This is a genomic window from Pseudopontixanthobacter vadosimaris (genome assembly GCF_012979275.1).
Lineage (GTDB): Bacteria > Pseudomonadota > Alphaproteobacteria > Sphingomonadales > Sphingomonadaceae > Pseudopontixanthobacter > Pseudopontixanthobacter vadosimaris.
Map to the genome: position 1 here is coordinate 29,260 of NZ_JABASZ010000037.1, position 18,471 is coordinate 47,730.

An 18,471-nucleotide genomic window follows, 5' to 3' on the forward strand; every position below is an offset into this window, starting at 1 on the left:
TCAAGTGACGTCGTCCTCTGTCACGCAGATATCCGCCTCTTCTTCCGGAAGGTAGAGATTGTCGCCTTTTTCGCGGTAGAGTTCCGACATTTCCTGCATGCCTTTCACCGCGGCGGCGCGGCTGGCTTCTGCGGTTTCCGCGCCCCATTTCGCGCTCTCGAGAAAACTGTCGGCGCCCTGGTTCTGCCGCGAGGCGAAATCGCGCACTTCCTGGCTGATCTTCATCGAACAGAATTTCGGCCCGCACATGGAGCAGAAATGCGCTGTCTTCGCGCCTTCGGCAGGCAGGGTCTGATCGTGGAATTCCTCCGCCGTATCCGGGTCGAGGCTGAGGTTGAACTGATCGCGCCAGCGGAATTCGAAGCGCGCCCGGCTCAATGCATCGTCGCGTAATTGCGCCGCCGGGTGCCCCTTGGCCAGATCGGCCGCATGGGCTGCCAGCTTGTAGGTGACGACGCCGACTTTCACATCGTCGCGGTCGGGCAGGCCGAGATGCTCCTTGGGCGTAACATAGCAGAGCATCGCCGTGCCGTACCAGCCGATCTGCGCCGCGCCGATGCCGCTGGTGATGTGGTCATATCCCGGCGCGATGTCGGTGACGAGCGGCCCGAGCGTGTAGAACGGCGCTTCGCCGCACACTTCCAGCTGCTTCTCCATATTCTCCTTGATCTTGTGCATGGGCACATGACCCGGCCCTTCGATCATCACCTGCACATCCTGCTTCCAGGCGCGATGCGTCAGTTCGCCCAGCGTGTAGAGTTCGGCGAACTGCGCCTCGTCATTGGCATCCGCGATGCTGCCGGGGCGCAAGCCGTCACCCAATGAATAGGCGATGTCATAGGCCTTCATGATCTCGGTGATCTCGTCGAACCTCTCGTAAAGGAAGCTCTCCTTGTGATGCGCCAGGCACCATTTCGCCATGATCGAACCGCCGCGGCTGACGATGCCGGTGACTCGCCTGGCCGCCATCGGCACATAGGGCAGGCGCACGCCGGCATGAATGGTGAAATAGTCGACGCCCTGTTCCGCCTGTTCGATCAGCGTGTCGCGGAAGATGTCCCAGGTCAGATCCTCGGCCACGCCGCCGACCTTTTCCAGCGCCTGATAGATCGGCACCGTGCCGATGGGCACCGGGCTGTTGCGGATGATCCATTCGCGGGTATCGTGAATGTTGCGCCCGGTCGACAGATCCATGACCGTATCCGCGCCCCAGCGGATCGACCAGACCATCTTGTCGACCTCGGAAGCGACATCGGAGGCAACCGCGCTGTTGCCGATATTGGCGTTGATCTTGACGAGGAAATTGCGCCCGATCGCCATCGGCTCGCATTCGGGATGGTTGATGTTGCTGGGGATGATGGCGCGGCCCCGCGCCACTTCGTCGCGGACGAATTCGGGCGTGACATGGGCGGGCAACGATGCACCCCAGCTTTCCCCGCCGCTTGCCGCTTCCAGCGCGACTTCGCGGCCCAGGTTTTCCCGCGCGGCGACATATTCCATCTCGGGCGTGACGATGCCGCGGCGAGCGTAATACATCTGGCTGATGTTGCCTCCGGATTTCGCGCGCAAGGGGCGGCGCAGGGCGGTGGGGAATGGCGGCACCCCGCCTGAACGGTCGGGACCGGTGCCGCCGGTCAGGAGGCCATTGTCTTCCGGCCTCACCTCGCGCGGGGCATATTCCTCGACATCCTGCCGGGCGAGTTGCCACGGGCGGCGGATCGGCTCCAGCCCGGCGTCGATGTCAATGCGAGCACTGGGGTCGGTGTAGGGGCCGGAGGTGTCGTAGACGCGCAGGGGCGGTTCGCCGCTCGACGGTTCGAGGTCGATCTCGCGCATGGCGACAGTCACACCGGACGAACCCGGCGCGGGCACATGCACCTTGCGGCTGCCCCGGATGGGGCCGGTCGTGACGGCGATATTTTCACCGGCCCTGCGGCCTGCGGGATTACGCTCGATGGGGGAATCGATATCGGCCATGTCTTGCTCCATCCAAAGATAATCGGAGCAAGGGCGGTTTCATATTCTCGACCGCTCCCTCCCTCCGCCCGTTCTAACGGGATCAGGTTCTGCGGGTCGTGCGGAGTTCTACCGCCCTCTCAGCCTCAGCAGGCGCCCCGGGGATGGCAGGCGTTCTACAGGCCTGCCCGCGCATAGTCCAGCCGCCCCTGTTCGCCTGCCCGATGCCGGTCAGCTGCCGCCCGCGGCGATCCAGCGGTCGATCTTGGCCTCCAGCACCGGAAGCGGCAGGGCGCCGGTGCCGAGCACCTGTTCATGGAAGGCACGGATGTCGAAGCGGTCCCCCAACGTGGCTTCGGCACGCTGGCGCAATTCCTGGATCTTCAGCGCGCCGACCTTGTAGGCCAGCGCCTGACTGGGAATGGCGATGTAGCGTTCGACCTCGGCAGTCGCATCGGTGCGGCCCATGCCGGAATTGGCGAGCATGTATTCGATGGCCTGTTCGCGGCTCCAGCCCTTCGCATGCAGGCCGGTGTCCACCACCAGCCGCATGGCGCGCAGGATCTCGTCGTCCAGCGTGCCCTGCCGCTGATAGGGGTCTTCATACAGACCCATGGGGAACCCCAAAGTCTCGGAATAGAGCGCCCAGCCTTCCACATAAGCGGTGGTCCCGCCGAAGCGCATGAAGGCGGGCAGCGCCTCGTTCTCCTGCGCCAGGCTGATTTGGAAATGGTGGCCCGGCGCGCCTTCATGCAGATAGAGCGTGGTGATGCCCGGCGTGGTGCGGCTCGGCAGATCGTAGGCGTTGAAGTAGAATATGCCGGGGCGCGAACCGTCGGGCGTTCCGGACTGGTAGGATCCGCCCGCCTCGAATTTCTCGCGGAAAGGTTCGTAGGGCCGGATTTCCAGCGGAGTTTTCGGCACCGTCGAGAAATATTGCGGGATCAGCGCGTCGACTTCGCGGCCCACTTCGTAATAGCGCTCCGTCAGCGCCTCGCGGCTTTCCGGCTTGAATCGGGGATCGGTGCGGATGAAGTCGAAGAATTCCTGCAATGTGCCCTGGAAGCCGACTTCGTCCTTCACCTCCTCCATCTGGCGCTGAATTCGCGCGACTTCGGACAGGCCGAGATTGTGCAGCGTATCGGCGCTGAGCGGCAGAGTCGTGGTCTGTTCGATCAGCTTGTCATACAGCGCAGCGCCGCCCTTCATCTGCGACAGCCCGACGCTGGTGCGCGCGGCCGGCAGATATTCCGCTTTCAGGAAATCGCGCAGCGCCCGGTTGGCGGGATAGATTTCCTGGTTGATCGACCGGCGATAGGCCTCTGTCAGGCGCGCTTTCTCGGCAGCGGAGAAGCTATCGGGGAAGTTCTGCACCGGACCCCAGAAGGGCGATTCCTCCACCGGCTGCGCCAGTTGCGCGTCGAGCTGTTCGATTACGTTGCCGATCGTCAGCCTTGTTTCGAGAACGCCGGTGCCCAGCCCTTCGCGGAACTTGTCGATGGAACGGCCGATCAGCGCCGCATAATCGCTGTGGCGCTTCAGATTGTTCTCGTAATCCTCGACCGTCCTGAACGGAGCCGCGCCTTTTCCGCTGGCGAGTGTCGGGTAGAAGGTGTGGAAGCCGAAGAAATGGTTGACGGGCCGCACCTCGGTCAGCGCGAGGATTTCCGGCGTGAGGTTCGACAATGCCTCGCGCTGGTTATAGGCAAAGACGTCATAGGCGATGCGGTCGGTTTCGCTGAGCGCGCTGCGGTCGATCCGCTCCAGCGCGGCAAGATTCCGGCGGGCATTCGCGCGTTCGGTATCACTGTAGGCATCGGTCAGGTAATTGCCGAGGCTGTCGGCATAACGCAGATCGCCCCTGAACAGGGCGCTCATCGGATTGTTCTTCAGTTCCGCCTCGTCCGCCGCGGCGAAGATGGCGAACAGCCGGTCATGGGCGGTTTGCGCGGAAGCAGTGGCACCCACGCCGGTCCCGGCAGGCCGCGCGCGGGTCAGCACGATGGTGTCGTCATTCTCCATCGTCGTGGCGCAGGCCGCCAGCGGCAGGGCGGCGGCGGAAAGCAGGGCGATGCGAAAAGTGGTCATGTGTGAAATCCCCCAAGATTCTATTGCGGTCGTTCTAACCCCTGCCGCCGCCCTGCACCAAGAGATATGCTGCCCAGAGCCGACGAACGAACATTGCGCTTCGACAAATCACTCGATCACGCGGCCGCGCACCATTACCCAGTCGACATTCTCCAGCACCGTGGCATCCAGCAGCGGGTTGCCATCGACGGCGATGATGTCGGCGCTGAAGCCGGGTTCCAGCCTGCCGATCTCGTCCTCCATACCCAACACCTGCGCGGCATTCGTGGTCGCGCTGGCGAGCGCCTCGCGGCTGGTCATGCCCTGCCGCATCATCAGGCGAAATTCGCCGGCGTTCCGCCTGTGGCCGAACACGCCCGCATCGGTGCCGAAGGCGATGGGCACGCCCCATCCGCGCGCCCGCCCCATGAAGACCTGCGCGGTTTCGGCCACGGCGCGAATCTTGTCCTCCACCACCGGCGTGTAGATGCCCTGGCCCAGCCGCTCGGTCACGCCCTGGAAGGCCATCAACGTCGGGATCAGCACGGTGCCATTGGCGATCATCGCATCGGCTGCTTCCTTGTCGAGATAGGTGCCATGTTCGATGGAGTCGATGCCCGCCTCGGCCGCCTGCTGGATGCCGCGCGCGCCGTGAGCATGCGCCATGACGGCCAGGCCGAGCGAATGGGCCGTGTCGGCGATGCTCTTCATTTCCGCGCTGGTGAAATGCGCCTCCAGCCCGCGCCCCTGCTGGCTCAGCACGCCGCCGGTGGCGGTGATCTTGATGACGTCGGCCCCGTTCTGGCTGGCGAGGCGAACCTTTTCCGCGCATTGAACGGTGCCGGTGCAATTGTAGCCGCTGTCGAGAATCTCGTTGATCTCGGGCCGGAAACCGTTGGTATCGCCGTGCCCGCCGACGATGGAGAGCGCCGGTCCTGCCGCGATGATGCGCGGGCCGGGGATCAGCCCTTCCGCCGTGCCGCGCCGCAGGGCGAAGGCGCTGGACTGGCCGCTGCCCGCCTCGCGCACGGTGGTGAAGCCCGCCCGGGCGGTCGCCAGCGCATTCTTCGCACCGACGACGACGCCCCATTCCTCCGGCTCCACCGCTTCCTTCCAGAAATCGCCGCCCGGATCGCCGGTGAGGTGAACGTGCAGGTCGATAAGGCCCGGCAGAACCGTCTTGTCCACCAGGTGAACCATGGTCGCGCCTTCGGGCACGGGCTGGATGCCGTCCTGAATGGCGGTGATACGCCCGTCGGTGACGGTGATGGTCGCCGGCCCGCTCGGCGCGGCATCCGCGCTGCGAATGATGCTGCCAGCATGGATGACGGTGGTATCGGCCAGCGCCGGCGAGGCGAAGAAGGCGGCAATGGCCGCAGCCGCCGCCAAATGGCTGGAATTTCGAACAGATTTGCGCATGGTGGCACCCCTCCCGTTTGCCTTTGTTGCCACGACCATGCCGCCGGATCGCGGTTTCGGCAAGGCCGGAGAATGCCGCTGGTTTCGTCCATCGGCATCAACGGCTCGCCGCATCGGAGTGACGCCTGAGCGCATCGCCGCCGTTTGAAATATCGGCGTCGCCTGCTTATACCTGCCGCCAACGGTGCCGGATACCAGCACTTGATGAGAGGATTTTCATTACCATGGATCTTGTTCGCACAGCCCTGCGCGCTGCCCCCCTGCCTGCATTTGCGCTGGCCGCATTCGTCATGACGACAGGCGAGGCCGATGCGCGTCCGATGACGCCGGAGGATGTGGCGGCGCTGGAACAGGTTGGCGGGATCGAGGTCAGCCCGGATGGGAGCCGGATCGCCTTCACCACCTATCGCCACCCCAATATTGCGGAAGGCGAAGAGAACGGCTCCGGCACCCAGCAGCTGAAGCTGGCCTACGGGCCTGACAATCAGCGCGATTTCCTGCCCGCCGACGTGAACATTTCCGGCGTGCAGTTCTCGCCCGACGGACGGATGATGTCGTTCCTGCATGCAGCGGGCGACGAGGAACGCGCGGTCTGGGGCATCCCGGTCGACGGCGGCGCGCAGATGAAGCTGGCTGCGGTCGATGGCGCCGCCGTGCGCGCCTATGACTGGTCGCCCGATGGCAGCATGATCTATCTGCTCGCCGGGGCCGAGGCGGATGACCGCCGTGATGACGAGGCCGGGGCAGGGTTCACATCCATTGTCTATGAGGAAGAGGATCGTCTGAACCGCCTGTTCGCAGCGCGGGTCGGCGCTGCGCTGACCGGCGGCGAGATCGATGTCGAACCGCGCGGCGTGACCATCCCCGGCTATGTCAGCGCGTTCGAGATCGCGCCCGATGCACGGACCGCAGTCATCCAGACCGCGCCGACGCCGAATGTCGATGACAGCTACACCTCCAAGCGGGTCAACCTGATTGACCTCGCCACCGGCGCGGTGCGCCGTATCGTCGAAACGCCGGGCAAGCTAGGCGATGTGGAGATCAGCCCCGATGGCCGCCGCCTCGCCATGGTCGCCGCTGTGGACGCCAATGATCCCGCCCCGACCACGCTGTATTTCGCCGACACGGTCACAGGCGCATTGACTCCGGTGACGCTCGGCGCGGCGGAAGCGACGGTGGATACGGAGTTTTTGTCGGACGGAAGCCTCGCCAGCATCGTCCATGTGGGTGCTTCCAGCCGCCTTCGCATCTATGCGCCCGACGGTTCGGTCACGCGCGAGGTGGACCCCGGCAATCTGGTGCTGACCGGGGTGGAAGCCGGCGGCGGCCGCATCGCCGTCACTGCCGACAGCCCCCGCCACCCGGACGAATTGTTCGTGTTGAACGATGGCCGGTTCGACCGCTGGACATCGCACAACCCCTGGCTGACCGAGATCACCTTCGGCGACCAGCGCATCTATTCCTACACCGCGCGCGACGGCCAGACCGTCGAAGGCGTGCTGATCGAACCGGTTGGCGGCACGCCCGCCGGCGGCGCGCCGACCATTCTGAACATTCACGGCGGCCCCGAAGCGCATGAGAGCAACGGCTGGCAAACCGCCTACAGCAAGCCCGGACAGGTGGCGGCGGGCCGTGGCTATGCCGTGTTCCTGCCGAATTATCGCGGCTCCACCGCTTACGGCACCGCTTTCGCCAAGGCGCATCAGAAGGACTATGCGGGCAAGGAATTCGACGATATCGTCGATGCCAAGCGCGCGCTTGTCGCCGAAGGCATCGCCGATCCGGCGCGCACCGGCATCACGGGCGGATCCTATGGCGGCTATGCCACGGCCTGGGGCTCTACCGCGCAATCGGAGGAATTCGGCGCGGGCGTCATGTTCGTCGGCATCTCGAACCAGATCAGCAAATTCGGCACGACCGACATCCCGCAGGAAATGTATCTCGTCCATGCGCGGCAGTTCCCGTGGGAAGACTGGCAGGGCATGCTGGAGGCCAGCCCGATCTATCATGTCGCCAATGCGACTACGCCGCTGCTGATCATGCATGGCGAGGAAGACACGCGCGTCAGCCCGACGCAGAGCTACGAACTCTATCGCAACATCAAGGTCCGCAAACCCGACACGCCGGTGCGGCTGGTGCTGTATCCCGGCGAGGGCCATGGCAACCAGCAGGCGGCAGCGCGTTACGATTACAATCTGCGGATGATGCGCTGGTTCGACACTTTTCTGAAATCCGGCGACCGCAACGCTGACAAGCCCGCGCCCCGCCCCGTCCTGCCTGCGAGCGCATTGGGCGAGGAATAATCTTGCGGCTTCTGTGACGATGTCGAGGGGCGGCCGCAGGGTCGCCCCTCGCTCTTCCGGCCGCGTCTTCCTTGCAGGAGAATGGACAATTGCGCGGGCTGGCATTGCGCCCTAGGGCAGCAGGCGGAATGGAAGATCACGACCTCGACATCGCGATTGCCGGCGGCGGACTGGCGGGCGGGCTCATCGCCCTTGCGCTGCATTTCCGCTGCCCCGACCTCAAGATCGCCTTGTTCGAGAGCGATGAAAAGATCGGCGGGCATCACCGCTGGAGCTGGTTCGACAGCGATCTTTCACCTGCGGGCCGCGCCTTGATGAGCGCCTTCGACACGGCCTCGTGGCCTGCCTATGACGTGCGCTTTCCGAAATACGAACGGACATTGGGCTCGCGCTACAATTCGCTGGCCTCTGCCGATTTCGACCGGGCGATACGACGGGAACTCCCCGCTGCGGCGATCCGCACCGGCACGAAGGTGGTCTCGGTCGATGAAGGCGGGATTACACTGCCCGACCGGCAGCGGATTACTGCCGGTGCGGTGTTGGATTGCCGAGGAGCCGAAATCGGCAGCGGCCTTTCGGGCGGCTGGCAGGTGTTCCTGGGCCGGCACCTGCGCTGCGACCGGCCGCATGGCGTGCCCCGGCCGATCATCATGGATGCCGATGTCGCGCAGCACGGTGCCTATCGCTTCGTCTATGTCCTGCCCCTGTCGGATACGGACCTGTTTATCGAGGATACCTATTACGCCGACGATCCGGTGCTGGACCGCGCGGAACTCGCCGAACGGATCGACGCCTATTGCGAAAACCGGGGCTGGAAGGGCGAAACGCTGGACGAGGAAACCGGCGTCCTGCCGGTGATCTCGTCCGGCGATCCTGCGGCGCTAGCCGGCCAATCGCCTGCATCCGGCGAAGGTGCCGGTATCATAGCCGACGGCGTGGCGCTGGGGGGCATCCGGGGCGGCTTCACGCATCCCCTCACCAGTTACACCCTGCCTTTCGCTGTCGAAAACGCAATTGCGATCACGCGGTCCGCCGGCCTTCCGGGCGCGCATATGGCCCAGATGATGGCACAGCGCAGCGCCGATCACTGGAGGCAGACCGGGTTCTACAGACTGCTCGGACGCATGCTGTTCGGTGCGGCGCTGCCCGAGCAACGCTATATCGTATTTCAGCATTTCTACCGGCTGCCTCAGGCGTTGATCGAGCGGTTCTACGCCGGCAGATCGACTGCACTGGACAAGGCGCGTATTCTTTCGGGTCGCCCACCTGTCCCCGTAAAGCGGGCGCTGCATGCGCTCGTCACGCCCGGCGCGCCGCTTGGCGGCAAGCGCAACTCGAAACGGCCAGAACCGGAACGGAACTCTGCATGAACGACATGGCTCCTGCCAGAGGCAACGAAGTGCGCGCCGGTTCAGCTTCGGCCAATCCGACCTATGCCGGCAAGAGCGCCTGCGTGATCGGATCGGGTTTTGGCGGGATGGCGCTGGCCATGCGCCTGCAGAGCGCCGGCATCGCGACGACCGTCATCGAAGGGCGCGACAAGCCCGGCGGCCGCGCCTATTTCTGGGAAAAAGACGGCTTCACTTTCGATGCCGGGCCGACCGTCGTCACAGACCCGCCCTGCCTCGAAGAGCTATGGTCCATTTCCGGTCATGACATGGCGCAGGATGTCGAATTGATGAAGGTGCACCCCTTCTACCGCCTCAACTGGCCCGACGGCACGAATTTCGACTATTCCAACAAGGATGCCGAACTCCATGCCGAGATCGAGAAGCTGAATCCGGCCGATGTGGCGGGCTACCGCCGGTTCCTCGACTATTCCGCCGGAGTCTACGAAGAAGGCTACGTCAAGCTGGGCACCGTGCCGTTCCTCGATTTCAAGTCGATGATCAAGGCCGCGCCCGCCCTGGCGAAAAAGCAGGCCTGGCGCAGCGTCTATTCGATGGTGTCGAGCTTCATCGAGAATGAGAAGATTCGCCAGGCACTGAGCTTCCACACCCTGCTGGTCGGCGGCAATCCCATGAAGACCAGCGCCATCTACACGCTGATCCACAAGCTGGAAAAGGATGGCGGCGTCTGGTGGACGCGGGGCGGGACCAACCGGTTGATAGCGGGCATGATCCGCCATTTCGAACGCCTTGGCGGACAGATGCGCGTGGGTGACGCCGTGAAGCGCGTCCACACGCTGGGCAACCGGGCCACCGAGGTGGAAACCGAAGGCGGATACCGCCAGCGTTTCGATGCAGTCGCCAGCAATGCCGACATCATGCATTCCTACCGCGACCTGCTGGGGGACACGAAACGCGGCAAATCCTATGCCCGCACGCTGTCGCGCAAGAAGTTCAGCCCCGGCCTGTTCGTCGTCCATTTCGGATTGAAGGGCAAATGGCCCGGCATTCCGCACCACATGATCCTGTTCGGCCCGCGTTATAGGGAACTGCTGGAGGACATCTACGACAATGGCGTGCTGCCCGAAGATTTCAGCATCTATCTGCATCATCCCACGGTCACCGACCCGAGCATGGCGCCCGAAGGCATGAGCACCTTCTATGCGCTGGTGCCCGTGGCGCATATGGGCAAGATGCCGATCGACTGGGACGAGGTCGGGCCGATCCTGGCAAAGCGCATCCTGGATGAAGTCGGCAGGCGGCTGATCCCCGATATCCACGACCGGATCGTGACGCAGTTTCACTATGCCCCCAAGGATTTCCACCACGATCTCAACGCCCACATGGGCAGCGCCTTCAGCCTCGAACCCATCCTGACACAGAGCGCGTGGTTTCGCGGCCACAACCGCGACGACGAAATCGGCAATTTCTATCTCGTCGGTGCAGGCACGCATCCGGGTGCAGGTATTCCGGGCGTGGTCGGCAGCGCGAAAGCGACGGCGGGACTGATGCTGGAAGACCTTGCCAGATGACGGAGATGATGACGAAGACTGCTCACGACGCCGTCATGACCAGCCCGAACGGCGCGCTGCGGCGGATCGCCGTCTATTGCGGCAGCGCGACGCCTGCCGACCCGCGCTACATGCAGCTGGCCCGCGATGTCGGCCGAGTGCTGGCGGAGCGCGGCATCGGGGTGGTCTATGGCGGCGGGCGGCTGGGCCTGATGGGGGCTGTCGCCGGCGGCGCGCTGGATGCGGGCGGCGAGGTGATCGGCATCATACCCGACGCCCTCGCCGGCAGCGAGGTGGCGAACACCGAATGCAGCGAATTGCGGATCGTCGGCGGAATGCACGAACGCAAGCAGGCCTTCACCGATCTGTCGGACGGTTTCCTGACCATCCCCGGCGGCGTTGGGACAATGGACGAATTCTGGGAAGCGGTCAGCTGGGCGCAGCTCGGCTATCACACCATGCCAGTTGGCCTGCTCAACGCCTTCGGCTTCTACGATCACCTGATCGCGTTCAACCGCCACATGACCGATAGCGGTTTCATCCGCGAGGCGCATCGCGATATCATCGTCGCCGATGACGATCTGGACCGCCTGCTGGGCCGCATGGCCGCCTATGAAGCGCATGTGCCGATCTTCCGGATGAAGGCAGGCGATCTATGACCCGGGAAAGAATGCTCGCCCCCAGCCGCGTCATCCGCGCAACACCTCAGCAGGCAGGCGGCGGACGCGACCGTGCAGCGCTGGTGCAGAAGGCGCGAGAATCCATCGGCAGAGGTTCGCGCAGCTTCGCCTTCGCCTCGCGCCTGTTCGACCGCGACACGCGCGAACGCGCCTGGCTGCTCTATGCGTGGTGCCGCCGCTGCGACGACATTGCCGACGCGCAGGACCATGGCGGCACCCTGGGCGAACAGACGGGGAAGCAGGCGACGGACCGGATCAAGGCGATCCGCGCCCTGACCGATCGCGCCTTCGAGGGCCTGCCCACCGCCGATCTCGCCTTCGATGCCATGGGCCAGCTTGCCACCGAAAGCGGCATCACGCGCGAGATGGCGGAACACGTCATCGGCGGCTTCGCGCTGGACGCCCGCGAATGGCGCCCGCGCACCGAAGGCGATTTGATGCGGTATTGCTATCACGTCGCCGGTGCGGTCGGCGTGATGATGGCCTATGTCATGCGAGTCGATCCGAAGGACGGGGAAATGTTCGACCGGGCCTGCGACCTCGGCATTGCCTTCCAGCTGGCCAATATCGCCCGTGACGTCGTGGAGGATGACGCCGCCGGCCGCTGCTACATCCCCACCGAATGGCTTGCCGAGCGCGACCTTACGCCGGGCCAGCATACCAAGCCTGGCAATCGTTTCGAACTCGCCGCCCTGATCCCGCGCCTGATCGACCTGATGGAGGTGCATGAGGCCGCAGCCCGTCTCGGCACGAAACATCTGCGGTTCCGCCAGCGCTGGGCGGTGTTGTCCGCCGCGCGCATCTATGGTGCCATCGGGCGCAAGGTGCGCGATCGCGGGCAGCTGGCCTGGCATCGGCGGGTGGTCATCGGCCCGCTGGCAAAGACCGGTCATGTCATCGCCGCCTTCTTCGAAGCGCTGGTCAATTCTCCGCCCACGCCCGAACATATGCCGCGCTGGACGCGCGGCGAGCTCGTGCCGATAAAGGGCTGGTGATCGCTTGAGCATCATGCGGAACTTGGATAGTGCTGCCCGCATGATCCAGTCCCTGCTCATCGCCAATCGCGGCGAAATCGCCTGCCGCATCATCCGCACCGCCCGGTCGATGAACATCCGCACCGTGGCCGTCTATTCCGATGCCGACCGCGATGCGCTGCAAGTTCGCATGGCGGATGAGGCGGTGCATATCGGCCCTTCCCCGGCCGCCGAAAGCTACCTCCTGGGCGACAGGATCATCGCTGCCGCGCGCGAAACCGGCGCAGAGGCCATTCACCCCGGCTACGGCTTCCTGTCGGAGAATGCCGATTTCGCGCAGGATGTTTGCGATGCCGGGCTGGTCTGGGTCGGCCCGAAGCCCGACAGCATCAGCGCAATGGGCCTGAAGGATGCCGCCAAGACGCTGATGCAGGAGGCGGGCGTTCCGGTCACACCCGGCTATCTGGGCGAGGATCAGTCGCCCGAACGCCTGCGCAAGGAGGCCGATGCCATCGGCTATCCGGTGCTCATCAAGGCCGTGGCGGGCGGCGGCGGCAAAGGGATGCGCAAGGTCGACGCGGGCGATGAATTTGCCGCGATGCTGGAAAGCTGCCGGCGCGAGGCCGAGGCCAGCTTCGGCAATACGCAGGTGCTGCTGGAGAAATGGATCACCAGCCCGCGCCATATCGAAGTGCAGATCTTCGGCGATTCCTATGGCAATGTCGTGCATCTGTTCGAACGGGATTGTTCCTTGCAGCGCAGGCACCAGAAAGTCGTGGAGGAGGCGCCCGCCCCCGGCATGGACGATGCGACGCGGCAGGAAATCTGCGCAGCCGCAGTCCGCGCGGGTCAGGCGGTGAATTACCAAGGCGCCGGCACGATCGAATTCATCGCCGATGCCAGCGACGGCCTGCGCGCGGACCGCATCTTCTTCATGGAGATGAACACGCGCCTGCAGGTCGAACATCCGGTGACCGAGGAAATTACCGGCGTCGACCTGGTGGAATGGCAATTGCGGATCGCCAGCGGAGAGCCGCTGCCCTGCACGCAGGACGAGTTGGAGATACGCGGCCACGCGATAGAAGCGCGGCTTTACGCCGAAGATCCGGCGCGCGGCTTCCTGCCCAGCACCGGGACGCTGGAACATCTGAACCTCGGCGATCAGGGCCGCGTCGAAACCGGGGTGGAGGAAGGCGACGCGATCTCGCCCTTCTACGATCCGATGATCGCGAAGCTTGTCGCCTGGGGCGAGGACCGCGACGATGCCATCGACCTGCTGGTCGACATGGCCGAAAGCGCGGAAATCTGGCCGGTCCGCAGCAATGCAGGCTTCATCGCCAATGCCGTTGCCGATGCCGATTTCGTCGCCGGGCGGATCGACACCGGCTTCATCGAACGCAAGGGCGACAGTCTGATCCCCGATCAACAGCCGGACGAAGCCGTCATGAAGGCTGCTGCCGAAATCGCCATGGTGGCCAACCGCAGCCAGCCTTCGCAGCTATCGGGTTTCAGGCTCAATGCACCACGCCGCCTGGCCGTGGCTCTCGGTCAGGGCGCGGAATTCACGACGGTCGAACTCGATCCCGATCAGGTCGCCGACATCATGCCCGGCTATGCGGAAGGACCGCGTATCGTGGTGTTCGACAGCGGCCAGGCTCACGGGTTCGAAACCGAGGCGAGAGGATCGGGTCTGGCAGCGGCCGGCGATGGCGCGATCCTCGCACCGATGCCAGGCAGGATCATCGCCGTCGACGTGGCGGAGGGCGACAGTGTCGAGGCCGGTCAACGCCTGCTGGTGCTGGAAGCGATGAAGATGGAACACGCCCTCACCGCGCCATTCGACGGAACGGTCGCGGATCTGGATGCCTCCGTCGGCGGGCAGGTCGAAGTTGATACGGTGCTGGTTCGGATCGAAAGCAGCACTGAAGATTGATCCACGCCCTGCGGGATAATCTATTCCGGATGCGGGCTTCCCGGCGGATCGTCCACATCCCCGGGCCGCGGCGCGCCGAATAGTTCACCGCGCTCGCTGAACAGCACGAAAACGAGGCTGACGGTTGCCGTGACCAGCAGCGCGATAGCCAGCGGCCGGGCGGTGCCGTCATAGGCGAATCCGATCAGCGCCCCCAGAATGGCCCCCGTCGTCAGGCGCAGGAATCCTTGAGCGGAACTGGCGGCACCGGCGATATGGCGGAAGGGTTCCATTGCAATCGAGCCGAAATTGGCACCGATGAAGCCGAGCAGCGCCATATTGGCCGCCATCAGCGGGACGAAAGTCCACAGGCTTTCGTCGGGCCGGTTCGCGAACCATAATTGCAGCGCGGCGACGATGATGAAGATGAACAGGGCAATATGGCTGACCCGCCGGGCGCCGAAGCGTTCGACGATCCGCGAATTGGACCAGTTGGCAATGGCCATGGCACCGGCGCACATCGCGAAGATGAAGGGGAACTGGTCGCCGGCGCCAAATGCCTCGCCAATAAGTTGCTGGCTGGAATTGATGAAGCCGAACAATCCGCCGAACACCAGCGCGCTGCCGAGCGTATAGCCGATGGTTTCGCGGAAGGTGACCGCATGGCGCATGTTGCGCATGATGATCGGCAGGCGGATCGGCTGGCGGTCGGCCTCGTCCAGCGTTTCGGGCAATCTTCTGTACACCCAGATGGACATTACCGTGCCGGCGATGGCCATGGCGGCGAAGATCCAGCGCCAGTTCCCCAGAAGCGATATGATGCCCTGCCCGATGCTGGGGGCGACGGCGGGTACGATCAGGAATATGACGAAGATCAGGCTCATCATCCGGGCCATCTTGTCGCCGCCCACGCGGTCGCGGATGATGGCGGGCGGCAGAGCGATGATCGCGGCCGCGCCGAACCCCTGTATCGCCCGCAGCACCAGAAGCGTGTTGAAATCCGTCGCCAGGGAACAGGCGATGGACAGCAGGATGTAACCCGCCAGCCCGACGAAAAGCACCGGGCGGCGGCCGAACCGGTCGGCAAAGCTGCCCGGCACCAGCGCGCCGAAACCGGCGGAGATCAGATAGGCACCGATCACGAACTGCCGGCTGTTGCCGCCCGCACCCAGATCGGCGGCGAGATCGTCCAGCGCAGGCAGGATTGCATCGATGCCGAAGGCATTCAGCGCCATCAGCAGCGCCATCATCCAGATCAGGGTGTTCTCACTGATCCTGCGCTCCTCCTGCTCCCTGCCGGCAGGAGCAGAGGCGGTCGCAGAGGTTTCGGTGGCTTCAGACATGGAACGCCAGTTAATGCCCGCAGCGTCGCTTTGTAAGCAATCTTTTCGCATCCGCACAAAATCCGGTGACGCGACTACTGTTCCGCCGGGGTCGTAAAAGCTGTATCCGGGACGGGATGGGCAGGCAATCTGACAGCACCGGCGAGAAACATCCGGAAGGCGGGGATTGCGTCATGCGTGCCGAAGAATTGCGCGAAATCGCCGCTCATCCGGGCGAATTGCGCAAGATCATCCACATTGACATGGATGCATTCTTCGCCAGCGTCGAACAGCGCGACAACCCGGAATTGCGCGGCAAGCCGGTGGCGGTCGGCGGATCGGCGGGTCGCGGCGTGGTCGCCGCCGCGAGTTACGAGGCGCGCAAGTTCGGGGTGCGATCGGCCATGCCATCCGTGACGGCCAGGCGCCTGTGTCCGGACCTTATCTTCTGCAAGAGCCGTTTCGACGCATATCGCGAGGCATCGGACATCATCCGCGGCATATTTCGCGATCACACGCCGCTGGTCGAACCGCTCAGCCTGGACGAAGCCTATCTCGACGTTACAGGCGATCCGTGCGGGTCGGGCAGCGCCACGCGAACAGCGCAGGCGATCCGGCAGGAGATATTCGCCGCCACCCGCCTCACTGCCAGTGCCGGCGTTTCCTACAACAAATTCCTGGCCAAGCTGGCCAGCGACCAGAACAAGCCCGACGGCATTTGCGTCATCCGTCCCGGCGAAGGCGCGACTTTCGTGCAAGGGCTTGCCGTCCGCCGCTTCCACGGCGTCGGCCCCAAGGGAGCCGAGAAGATGGCCCGGCTGGGTATCGAAACGGGTGCCGATCTGGCCGCGAAGGACATGGCCTGGCTGCGTGCGAATTTCGGCAGTTTCGCCGACTACCTTCATGGGGCGGCGAGAGGCATCGACCTGCGCCCGGTGCGCGCCAACCGCATCCGCAAGTCGGTAGGCGGAGAACGCACCTTCGGCGAGGATATTTCCTCGCCGCCGGAATTGCGCGAAACGCTGGATCGCATTGCCGAGATCGTCTGGGAAAGGATCGAGAGAAATGGCGCCAGGGGCCGCACCGTCACGCTGAAGCTGAAATACAACGACTTCCAGATCGCCACCCGCGCCCGGTCGCTGCCGCGCAACGTGATCGACAAGGCGGATTTCACGCGCATCGGACATTCGCTGCTGGAGGAGGCCATTCCCCTGCCCCTGCCCATCCGGCTGATGGGTCTGACGCTGTCGAATTTGCAGGGAGTCGAAAAAGGCAGCCGCAAGGACCGGCGCGCCGCCGAAGCGCAGCTTACCCTGTTCTAGCCAATTACCGGCGCCATTGCCGATAGAGGTCCAGCCGCCTTCTGCCCACCGAGGTAAGCTGCGCCGGGGGAGCATCGACGGGAAAGAATCGCGCTTCTATGACCTCGCGGCGGTCGATGCAGGGCAAATCGTCTGTCCTGCCGCCGAACACGGCCACGATGTTGCTGGCACCGTGCAGATCCTCCTCCACGCTGCCGAGCAGTTCCATGTCCTCGATCCGGCAGCCGGTTTCCTCCAGCAATTCACGGCGGGCCGCTGCATCGAAATCCTCGCCCCGGTGGCATCCACCGCCGGGAAAGCTCCAGTTGCCCATACCGTAGCTGAGGCGCACCATCAGCACCTCGCCCTGCGCGTTCTCGGCACAGACCGAGACGCCGAGCAGGGTCGGCCGGGTCAATTGCCACCATTTCTTGCGCAGCCTGTCGGCAAGTCGCAGCGCGCTTCTGTAAAGCGGGTCGGGGATCAGGCGAAGCACGTGATTTCCTGCGTGGCTGCGCCGAGCAGGCGGGCGACAGGCAGGTCGTTCTCCCCCTTCCGGGCCGCCTCGAACACGGCCCTTTTCTCGTCGCCGCGGATCACGAACATGATCTGCCCTGCCGTCAGCAGCGAGGGCAGCGTCAGCGTGATCCGGTCAAAGGGAGCCTCGGGCGGGAGCGGATCGGGCGTAATTCGCCGTATGGGCGCTTCATCGTCGACCTGCGGATCGCCGGCCGGAAACAGCGAGGCGACATGGCCGTCCCCGCCCATGCCCAGCCATGCAAGCGCGAAGGGCGGCACCTGTTCCATGATGGTGAGGGTGACCACCTCTGCCCCCGCAGGCTCGAACAGCGAACGGATGCGCCCGGTGTTGCTGGCAGGATGATCTTCGGGAACGGCGCGGTCGTCGCCCGGCCAGACCACCAGCCGGTCCCAAGCCAGCGGCATCGTCACGAGCCGTTCCATGATCGGAAACGGCGTGGAACCGCCGGGCACGGTGATGGTCACCGGGCCTTCCGCATCAGCCATGATTCCGCGCAACTGCCGGTGCAGCCACGCCGCGACTTCCGCATCCCCGGCACCCTCGATCATCGTGCAATCCGCCATGTCGCCCAGCCCGCCCGTCAGCCCTTCAGGGTCTGCGACAGGAACCAGATGCGTTCCTCGGCCTGGTCGATCCAGTCGTCGACGATGCCATTGGTGGCATGATCGCCCGCCTCTTCCGAGGTGGCTTTTACGTCAAGCAGCCCTTCATGCAGCTTGCGATTGGCGTCGCGAAGTTCCGCGATCATCTGGTCGCTCGAAAGGGATGTGTCATCCTGATCGGCAATGCGCGTCGTCCGGCCGATGGAGCCGATAGACGTCTGCGTCTCGCCGCCCTGCTTGCGGACCCGTTCGGCGATCGCGTCGACCACGCCGATCAGTTGCGCGGCCTGTTCATCGAACAGCAGGTGCAGATCGCGGAAGCGCGGGCCTGCCATGTGCCAGTGAAAATTCTTGGTCTTCACATACAGCGCCAGATGATCCGCCACCGAACCGTTGAGCGCTGCAAACAGCGCCTGTTTGGAATTGTCGCCTTGAGCTGTCATGCCTTGTCCTTCTTTCATGTCTGTCTGCCGTTTCAACGTACCGCGGGTGAAA

General features: G+C 64.4%; 15 protein-coding genes and 1 riboswitch. Of the genes, 8 read left to right on the forward strand and 7 right to left on the reverse strand.

Annotated features, from left to right (window positions below; genetic code table 11):
• The 3 genes from thiC to HG250_RS09160 form a co-directional block, all read right to left on the reverse strand.
• Positions 1 to 1,977, reverse strand: coding sequence for a phosphomethylpyrimidine synthase ThiC (gene thiC / locus HG250_RS09150; RefSeq protein WP_170004910.1), 1,977 nt, complete (start codon positions 1,975 to 1,977; stop codon positions 1 to 3).
• Positions 1,978 to 2,019: 42 nt separating this feature from the next.
• A riboswitch (TPP riboswitch) is annotated at positions 2,020 to 2,127 on the reverse strand.
• 60 nt (positions 2,128 to 2,187) lie between these two features.
• Positions 2,188 to 4,044 carry a DUF885 domain-containing protein gene (locus tag HG250_RS09155; RefSeq protein ID WP_170004912.1) on the reverse strand — a complete coding sequence of 619 codons (1,857 nt, stop codon included), beginning with the start codon at positions 4,042 to 4,044 and terminating at the stop codon, positions 2,188 to 2,190.
• A gap of 108 nt (positions 4,045 to 4,152) precedes the next feature.
• On the reverse strand, positions 4,153 to 5,442 hold the full coding sequence (locus tag HG250_RS09160) for a metal-dependent hydrolase family protein (RefSeq protein WP_170004914.1): 1,290 nt from the start codon (positions 5,440 to 5,442) through the stop codon (positions 4,153 to 4,155).
• On the opposite strand from HG250_RS09160, the gene HG250_RS09165 reads away from it, so the two are divergent.
• The 7 genes from HG250_RS09165 to HG250_RS09195 all read left to right on the forward strand — a co-directional run bounded on the left by HG250_RS09165 (position 5,393) and on the right by HG250_RS09195 (position 14,231).
• Positions 5,393 to 5,590, forward strand: a complete 198-nt coding sequence (locus tag HG250_RS09165; protein ID WP_170004840.1) for a hypothetical protein — start codon at positions 5,393 to 5,395, stop codon at positions 5,588 to 5,590. The genes HG250_RS09160 and HG250_RS09165 overlap by 50 nt on opposite strands.
• A 76-nt stretch (positions 5,591 to 5,666) precedes the next feature.
• Entirely contained in the window at positions 5,667 to 7,745 is a 2,079-nt protein-coding gene (locus HG250_RS09170) for a S9 family peptidase (RefSeq protein ID WP_170004916.1), read from the forward strand.
• A gap of 128 nt (positions 7,746 to 7,873) precedes the next feature.
• Entirely contained in the window at positions 7,874 to 9,115 is a 1,242-nt protein-coding gene (gene crtY / locus HG250_RS09175; protein WP_170004918.1) for a lycopene beta-cyclase CrtY, read from the forward strand.
• Between the two features lie 5 nt (positions 9,116 to 9,120).
• Positions 9,121 to 10,665 (forward strand): phytoene desaturase, encoded by a 1,545-nt coding sequence (locus tag HG250_RS09180; protein ID WP_277348091.1) that lies wholly within the window; start codon positions 9,121 to 9,123, stop codon positions 10,663 to 10,665.
• 56 nt (positions 10,666 to 10,721) lie between these two features.
• Positions 10,722 to 11,303: an LOG family protein gene (locus HG250_RS09185; protein WP_170005172.1), complete on the forward strand. Its 582-nt coding sequence runs from the start codon at positions 10,722 to 10,724 to the stop codon at positions 11,301 to 11,303.
• Positions 11,300 to 12,319, forward strand: a complete 1,020-nt coding sequence (locus HG250_RS09190) for a phytoene/squalene synthase family protein (RefSeq protein WP_170004922.1) — start codon at positions 11,300 to 11,302, stop codon at positions 12,317 to 12,319. Before HG250_RS09185 ends, HG250_RS09190 begins: the two co-directional genes overlap by 4 nt.
• A gap of 40 nt (positions 12,320 to 12,359) precedes the next feature.
• The gene (locus HG250_RS09195; RefSeq protein WP_170004924.1) at positions 12,360 to 14,231 is read left to right on the forward strand and encodes an acetyl/propionyl/methylcrotonyl-CoA carboxylase subunit alpha; all 1,872 of its coding nucleotides are present in this window, start codon (positions 12,360 to 12,362) and stop codon (positions 14,229 to 14,231) included.
• A gap of 20 nt (positions 14,232 to 14,251) precedes the next feature.
• Here the strand turns inward: HG250_RS09195 and HG250_RS09200 are convergent, their stop codons facing one another.
• A complete protein-coding gene (locus tag HG250_RS09200) occupies positions 14,252 to 15,553 on the reverse strand; it encodes a multidrug effflux MFS transporter (protein WP_170004926.1) in 1,302 nt (433 codons plus the stop codon).
• 173 nt (positions 15,554 to 15,726) lie between these two features.
• Here HG250_RS09200 and dinB point away from each other — a divergent pair, with 173 nt between their 5' ends.
• Positions 15,727 to 16,854: a DNA polymerase IV gene (gene dinB, locus HG250_RS09205; protein WP_170004928.1), complete on the forward strand. Its 1,128-nt coding sequence runs from the start codon at positions 15,727 to 15,729 to the stop codon at positions 16,852 to 16,854.
• A gap of 4 nt (positions 16,855 to 16,858) precedes the next feature.
• Here dinB and HG250_RS09210 read toward each other — a convergent pair whose 3' ends face one another.
• Genes HG250_RS09210 through HG250_RS09220 form a run of 3 tightly spaced genes read right to left on the reverse strand, consistent with a single transcriptional unit; the run spans position 16,859 to position 18,419 of the window.
• Positions 16,859 to 17,329: an NUDIX domain-containing protein gene (locus tag HG250_RS09210; RefSeq protein ID WP_338103897.1), complete on the reverse strand. Its 471-nt coding sequence runs from the start codon at positions 17,327 to 17,329 to the stop codon at positions 16,859 to 16,861.
• Positions 17,317 to 17,937 carry a 6-phosphogluconolactonase gene (locus HG250_RS09215; RefSeq protein ID WP_170004930.1) on the reverse strand — a complete coding sequence of 207 codons (621 nt, stop codon included), beginning with the start codon at positions 17,935 to 17,937 and terminating at the stop codon, positions 17,317 to 17,319. The genes HG250_RS09210 and HG250_RS09215 overlap by 13 nt, the downstream gene beginning before the upstream one ends.
• A gap of 17 nt (positions 17,938 to 17,954) precedes the next feature.
• Positions 17,955 to 18,419 (reverse strand): Dps family protein, encoded by a 465-nt coding sequence (locus tag HG250_RS09220; protein WP_170004932.1) that lies wholly within the window; start codon positions 18,417 to 18,419, stop codon positions 17,955 to 17,957.
• Between the last annotated feature and the right edge of the window lie 52 nt (positions 18,420 to 18,471).